This is a genomic window from Armatimonas sp., assembly GCF_043760365.1.
Classification (GTDB): domain Bacteria; phylum Armatimonadota; class Armatimonadia; order Armatimonadales; family Armatimonadaceae; genus Armatimonas.
Map to the genome: position 1 here is coordinate 1 of NZ_JAYUPA010000099.1, position 6,484 is coordinate 6,484.

The window sequence follows — 6,484 nt, forward strand, 5'->3', positions numbered from 1 at the left end:
ATTCCGCTGGTGCGCATCGGGAAGCCAGGAATGCCGGAGCTGATGTGGCTCTCGGGGATTCATCCGCGTGAGCAGCAGCCCGCTTACTGCACGCTGCGCTTTATTGAAGAAGAGCTGGAGGCGGGCTGGAAGAGTCAGCGCTGCCTCTGGTACGTGCCAATGTTCAATGTGGACGGCAAGCTCTGGGAGGAGACACACAAAGACTGGCGCAAGAATCGCGTGCCCAACGCCGACGGCACGTTCGGGGTGGACCTGAACCGTAACTTTCCGGTTCGCTGGGGCGGTGGCCGCGAGATAGACTCCACCTGGAACGACTCGACGGCGCGGCCTGGTGCTGATATCTACGAAGGGCTCTCGGCGCTCTCGGAGCCGGAGAACCAGGCGCTAGACCGCTTCTTTGCGGAGCACCCTAATCTGCGGGCGTTTATGGACATTCATAGCCCCCTTCGGGAGATACTTTTCCCTGCGCACACCATCGAGCAAGACTACTCTCGCTACGCCAAGATCGCGACAGGAATGCAGCAGCGCCAGAAAGATGCCCCTTACTCGATCACCAAGAGCACACCCGGGAGCGAGCCCGCGCCGGGCGTGCGTGGGGGGAACTCCGGGCTGACCTACTCCCACGCGTTTTATAGCTACGGTATCTACGGCTTTAACTTCGAGATCAGTATTCCCAGTAAGGCCAGGGGCGTCGCAGGGCGCTACCCGCCCGAACGTGAGATTGCCAAGGAGTACGAGACCAATGTGCGAGAGGCATGGCGCTTCTGGCTGGAGACTGCCGGGGAGCTGCCGCTGCCCCAAAAAGGCAGCTTGGTTCCAAAAGGCAGTGGCACAACCGATAAGCCCATCACGTCCGGCGCGGTTCTGGGCTGGACACCGCCGGAAATCCCTGGCACCTGGGCCTACGCTGTTCTCACCTCGCAAGACCCAGCGATCGTGGTTCCCAGCGAGTACCGTGCGTTCCCCCTGAAAGCCCCCTTCACGCTTCAGGTCATGCCCAGCGCCAAACCCGGCATGTCGGTGCCTCTGACACTGCATCTCTGGGACAAAGAGCGGCGACACAGCATCCATCCGTTTCGACTGACGATTACCGACAAGTAAAAGAAGGAATAGCAAGTTCCCTACGCGAATGCTGAGCTATCTTTTGGCAGGAGTGTCGCAATGAAACGTTTTATTGTAGGAGCCACGCTGGCTCTTTTCACCGTCGGGGGTGTGCATGCGGGAAAAGCAACGGCAGGGATGCGCCTCGGTACCCCGAGCTTTCGTTCGATGGGCTCTCTTACTTTCGGCCCAGAGGGCATTCTCTTTATCGCGGATGCTAAGGCGGCTTCGATCGTGGCCGTCTCCACCGACGATACGAAGCCGGGCAAAGCCGCGTCGTCACTGAAGCTTGTCGGACTGGAGAAGAGAATTGCGGGGCTGCTGGGCACGGAGCCCGCGCAGATTCTGATTGAGGACATGGCGGTCAACCCGATGTCGGGCAATATCTACCTCTCCGTCTCCCGTGGGCGCGGCCCGGAGGCGACTCCCGTGCTGGTTCGTGTCAAGGGCGAGAGTGAGCTTGAGCTGGTCGCGCTGGAGAAAGTGCACTTCTCGCAGGTGGCACTCCCCGCAGCGCCGGCGGAAACCACCACAGGACGCAGCAATCCCCGGCTGGAGTCCATCACGGATCTGGCGTTCCAGGACGGTCGTTTACTGGTTGCCGGGCTCTCCAACGAGGAGTTCGCCGCCACCCTGCGCTCGATTCCGTTTCCCTTCAAGGACACGAGTAATCCGACCAGTGTGGAGATCTACCACGGAGCCCACGGGCGCTTTGAGACGCGCGCTCCGATCCGGACGTTTGTCCCGTTTATGATCGGGAAAGAGGCGTATGTATTAGCGGCCTACACCTGCACCCCGCTGGTACAGTTCCCGCTGAGTGCAATTAAACCGGGGGCAAAGATCCAGGGCAAGACCATTGCGGAGCTAGGCAACCGCAACCGCCCACTGGACATTATTTCCTACCAGAAAGACGGTCGGGTAAACTTGCTCATGGCCAATAGCAGCCGGGGCGTGATGAAGATAGTCACCGAGAGCATTGACAAAGCCGAGCCGATCACAGCGCCGGTTCCCGATAAAAAAGGAGTCGGCTACGAGACTCTGGCGGACTGGAAGAACGTGGATCAGCTCGATAAGCTGGACAATAAGACGGCGGTGGTTCTTCTGCGTGAAGAGAGCGGAGCCATGAGCCTCGAAACCCGTCCTCTGCCATGACCTCACGGGCAGGCCAGAGCATCACGGTACGCTGGGTTCCCGGGCCACAAGGCTCGAACCGGGCGTCGGTGGAGGTCTCTGGCCTGCCCCATGCAGCAATCCTTAAAGTTTTCGCCGGGGAGCAGCGCGAGACCCCGATGGCGGGGACATTTCGCGTTCACAACGACACACAAATCTTCGAGCCACGATTTTCTCTCCTGCCGGGCACGACTTACTACGCTGTCAGCGGCACCACCTCAGCAAGTTTCCGTCTGCCCGCACGTGCCCCTACACCTCCCACCCGGGTTGTGCAAGTCTATCCCACGGCGGACACCCTCCCTGTCAATCTGCTCAAGTTCTACCTGCACTTCTCCGCCCCCATGAGTCGCGGCGACTCGTATCGGCACATTCGGCTCTTGAAAGCTGGGGGTCAGCCCGTCGAGCTGCCGTTTTTAGAGCTGGCCGAGGAGCTCTGGAACCCGGCGATGACCCGCTTAACCCTGCTCTTCGACCCGGGGCGTATCAAGCGGGGTGTGAAGCCTCTGGAAGACATCGGCGGGGTGCTGGAAGTGGGGAAGCGCTACACCCTGGAGATTGCCTCGCGCTGGCAGGATGGGCAGGGTGCTCCTCTTGTGGCTTCCTTTCGCAAGACATTTCTGGTAGCAGTGGCGGACCGCACCGCGATTGAACCGTCGCGCTGGCACATCGCGCCGCCCAAGGCGGGCTTACGGAGCCCGCTGGTAGTCGTCTTCAATGAGTCGCTCGATCATGCGCTTGCCCAGCGCCTTCTCATGGTGGAGGGCATGCAAGGCACCGTTGTTCTGGACAACCACGAGCGCCGCTGGTGCTTCACACCCGACAAGCCCTGGCAACACCGTCGCCATGTCCTCCGTGTCTCGCCGCTCCTGGAAGACCTCGCGGGCAACAATATCGGCAAGACCTTCGATGTGGACACCTCGCGCCCCCCCGCCCCGTTTCGGAGCGCACCGATCCGTCTTCGGTTTACTCCGCAGTGATCGCCCCCATTCGTGTGATCGCCCCCATGAACGGGGGCGTCTTATTGTCGCTTCGCGACACGAAGGGCGTTCCGCCCATGCCGAGCACCAAGTAGGCTCGGTATGGCCCAGAGGGCCTTTGTGTCCGAGGCACGAGGACAACAAGACGCCCCCGTCCATGGGGGCGATCACACGAATGGGGGCGACAGTTAATTTATTAACAATATCAATACCAAACTTGACATTATTGAAATATGAGATAGATTATCTCTATGAATTCAAGCCCACAGCAGTGCCCCGTCTGTGACGGAGCACTTCGTGTCTCCGAGCTGAGCTGTAGCAACTGCCGTACACGGCTCTGCGGGGAGTTCCCGCCGCCACCGCTGGCACGCCTGCCCACTGAGCACCAGCGCTTTATTGAAACTTTTATCCGCTGCCGAGGCATCATCCGTGATGTCGAGCGGATGCTGAGTATTTCCTATCCCACCGTCCGTGCCCGCCTTGATGCCGCCGTCAATGCACTCGAAGCGGCACTGACACAAGAATCAGAAACACTCCCGGAAAATCCCCGTCGCCGCGCCATTTTGCGGCAGGTGGAAGACGGCACTCTCCCCGCCACGGAAGCTGCACAGCTCCTGGCAGATCTCTAAAAAAGAAAGAACACCACGATGTCCAAAGACGAGAATCTTAAGATTTTGCAGCTCTTGCAGGAAGGCAAGATCACCGCCGACGAAGCCTCACAGCTTCTGGCGGCAATGGAGAAGCCCGCCCCCGAAGCGCCCCCTGCGCCCCCCGTACCACTGGCTCCCCCCGAGGCTACCAAGGGAGCCAGTGGGGACGATGACTTTGAGACGGAGACACTAACGCGGGCACGCGCGAAGATCGCAGCCGCGCGTGAGAAAGTGGCGGGCATTGATCAGCAGTTCGCTGCCGCAGAGGAGCAGATTGAGGAAGCCAAGAAATCCCACGATCCGATTGGTGCACTCAACCAGGCGCTCAAAGGACTCCCTGGTGCCAAGAGCATTGCTGGCTCGTTCCGAGACTTTGACGCCGGGCGCTTTGCTTCCAATGCCGCTAAACAAGCACGTAAGATCGGTAAGCAAGTCAGCGACTCCATTGGCAACATTGATATCAATCTGACTAATATCACCCAGGGCTTCCAGGGAGAGCCCACCCTTGAGCAGGCGTATGAGGTCACCCTGGATGTCGCAAAGGGCGGGACACTGCGGGTAAAAAACCCCTTCGGCGATATTTCCGTCCAGGGCGGCGACTTCCCCGAGGTGCGTGCTGCGGGCACTCTACGCATCTGGGCCGCGACACCCGACGAAGCACAGAGCGCCGTGGACGCCATCCAAGTAACTGCGGAGGCGACCGAAGGCGGCGGGATGATCCAGGCAACAGGCACGGTCAAGGTGCGTCGAATCGAGCTGAATCTCAAGGTATTTGTTCCTGCGGATGGGGTAAAAGTTTCCCTTATCTCGCCCTCGGGAGATCTTTCGGTACGCGGGATCAAGGCCACCGCTGTCACCGCAACCCAGTCCGGCGATATCCATCTGGCGGAGATTGTTGGGGATGTTGCGGCAGAGACAACCTCCGGTGATATTTACATTGAGGGCGTGCTAGGAGCCGTCAGTACCCACACCGCCTCCGGTGACATTCAGGCGATCCGGTTGGATGGTGCCAGCTTTAAGGCGGAGAGCCAGAGCGGTGATATCAGCCTCACCGAGGCCATGCTTCCGAGCGTCACCCTCGCGGTCGTTTCGGGCGATTGCGCCCTGAAAGGTGTCACCGGAAAGCGGCTGAACCTGCGAGCGGTCTCGGGGGATGCCAGCGTGCAGGAGTGCGACTTTGACGAGGAGCTGAGCGTGGATGCGGTCTCTGGCACCCTAAGTGTCGCCCCCAAGTCTCCCCTAACAAAGGGCAAGCTGATTATCTCCACGGTCAGCGGGGATATTGTCCTCGCCCTCCCTTACAAGACCAACGCCGTACTCGAAGCCCGTACCCGCAACGGGGAGCTCCGAGGCAAGGTACGGGGCAGCGACGGCCAGCCCCACGACCTGCGTAGCTCCGGTATGGCGGTTGTCAGCGAGTCCATCGGGGAGGGAACGGGCGCAGTGCTGGTTCTTTCGTCCGTGAGTGGGGATCTGAAAATCGAGCAGAACGAGGGCTAGGCTGAGCAGAATGAGGGCTAGGTTGGTGCCGTCGGGGTTAGAGCCTACTCAACAGCTCTTACTCCGGCGGCAAGCGCCTTTGCCATTTGAGCTTGCCCCGCCTCGGAGAGCAGAAATGCCTCGTCTTTGGCGTTGCTTAGGACACACATCTCCACCAGCACCACCGGCACTTGCGACCAGATCGAGCCGGTCAGTGCCCCCTGCTTGCTCCCAACCGCCGTTCGGATGTCGGGCAGGCAGCCGTTGTCGCGCAGAGCGCCTTTGAGTCCGGCGGCCAGCGCGGCGTGGAACTTCGGGGCGCGTTGCTTGCAGGCGGTAATAATCTGTGTGCTCGGCCCGCGCTTGCCGGTTGCGTCGGTGCCTTGGCGATCCGGAAAGTAGGTCCAAAAACCTGTTCCGCCCTCCGAGTCGCAGTGCAACCGCACGAGTAGATCCGCCCCAAATGCATTGGCAATTTCCGCACGCTTGCGGTTCTTCACGAACTCTTTCTCGCTCGCTTTAGTGAGCTTCACGTCGTGCCCGGCAGCTTTGAGCAGTGCTTCCAGGCGCTTTGCCACCAGCCACGCGGCATGCATCTCAGTGAGTTTCTTGCCCCGTGCGCCCTCGCCCACTTCGGAGGGATGCCCCGGATCAATACAGATTTTCACAGAGCCTCCTTGCCGCCGCGCCACGGTGGCTACGGGCATGTTTTTCTTCGGCGCTGATCTCTCCAACGGTTTGCGAATAATCAGGCGCGACGAGAAAGATCGGGTCGTAGCCAAAGCCATTGGTGCCGCGCGGCGCGCCTGCAATGCGCCCCTCAAATGTCCCCTCGGACTCGGCAATCACCGTACCATCGGGAGCCATGAGGCTCAGGACGCAGACATAGCGAGCACTACGCTCGCCGCCGTCTTTGCCCTCCAGCTTCTTTAAAACTTCGGGAATCCAGTTTTCCTCGCTCACCCAGCGCGCCGAGTGCACACCCGGTGCGCCGCCGAGCGCATCAATACAGATGCCACTGTCATCGGCCAGCGCGGGAAGCCCCGTGTGCTGCGCGGCGGAGAGTGCCTTGATGCGAGCGTTTTCCAAAAATGTCGCGCCGGTTTC

The 6,484-nt window shown here is 60.4% G+C and carries 7 protein-coding genes; 5 read left to right on the forward strand and 2 right to left on the reverse strand.

Features of this window, described 5'->3' with window-relative positions; genetic code table 11:
• From ACH2EH_RS02525 to ACH2EH_RS02545, 5 genes are all read left to right on the forward strand, one after another.
• A partial coding sequence (locus ACH2EH_RS02525) for a M14 family zinc carboxypeptidase (protein ID WP_395138606.1) occupies positions 1 to 1,101 on the forward strand: 1,101 nt, incomplete at its 5' end.
• Positions 1,102 to 1,161: 60 nt separating this feature from the next.
• Positions 1,162 to 2,253, forward strand: coding sequence for a hypothetical protein (locus tag ACH2EH_RS02530; protein WP_395138608.1), 1,092 nt, complete (start codon positions 1,162 to 1,164; stop codon positions 2,251 to 2,253).
• Positions 2,250 to 3,248 (forward strand): hypothetical protein, encoded by a 999-nt coding sequence (locus ACH2EH_RS02535; RefSeq protein WP_395138610.1) that lies wholly within the window; start codon positions 2,250 to 2,252, stop codon positions 3,246 to 3,248. The genes ACH2EH_RS02530 and ACH2EH_RS02535 overlap by 4 nt, the downstream gene beginning before the upstream one ends.
• 251 nt (positions 3,249 to 3,499) lie before the next feature.
• Positions 3,500 to 3,877: a DUF2089 domain-containing protein gene (locus ACH2EH_RS02540; RefSeq protein WP_395138612.1), complete on the forward strand. Its 378-nt coding sequence runs from the start codon at positions 3,500 to 3,502 to the stop codon at positions 3,875 to 3,877.
• Positions 3,878 to 3,895: 18 nt separating this feature from the next.
• Positions 3,896 to 5,398: a DUF4097 family beta strand repeat-containing protein gene (locus tag ACH2EH_RS02545; protein ID WP_395138614.1), complete on the forward strand. Its 1,503-nt coding sequence runs from the start codon at positions 3,896 to 3,898 to the stop codon at positions 5,396 to 5,398.
• 44 nt (positions 5,399 to 5,442) lie between these two features.
• On the opposite strand, the gene ACH2EH_RS02550 is transcribed toward ACH2EH_RS02545, so the two are convergent.
• Both ACH2EH_RS02550 and ACH2EH_RS02555 read right to left on the reverse strand, forming a co-directional pair.
• Positions 5,443 to 6,045, reverse strand: a complete 603-nt coding sequence (locus ACH2EH_RS02550; RefSeq protein WP_395138616.1) for an N-acetylmuramoyl-L-alanine amidase — start codon at positions 6,043 to 6,045, stop codon at positions 5,443 to 5,445.
• On the reverse strand, positions 6,029 to 6,484 hold a 456-nt coding region (locus tag ACH2EH_RS02555; RefSeq protein WP_395138618.1), incomplete at its 5' end, for a non-canonical purine NTP pyrophosphatase. The genes ACH2EH_RS02550 and ACH2EH_RS02555, both read right to left, overlap by 17 nt.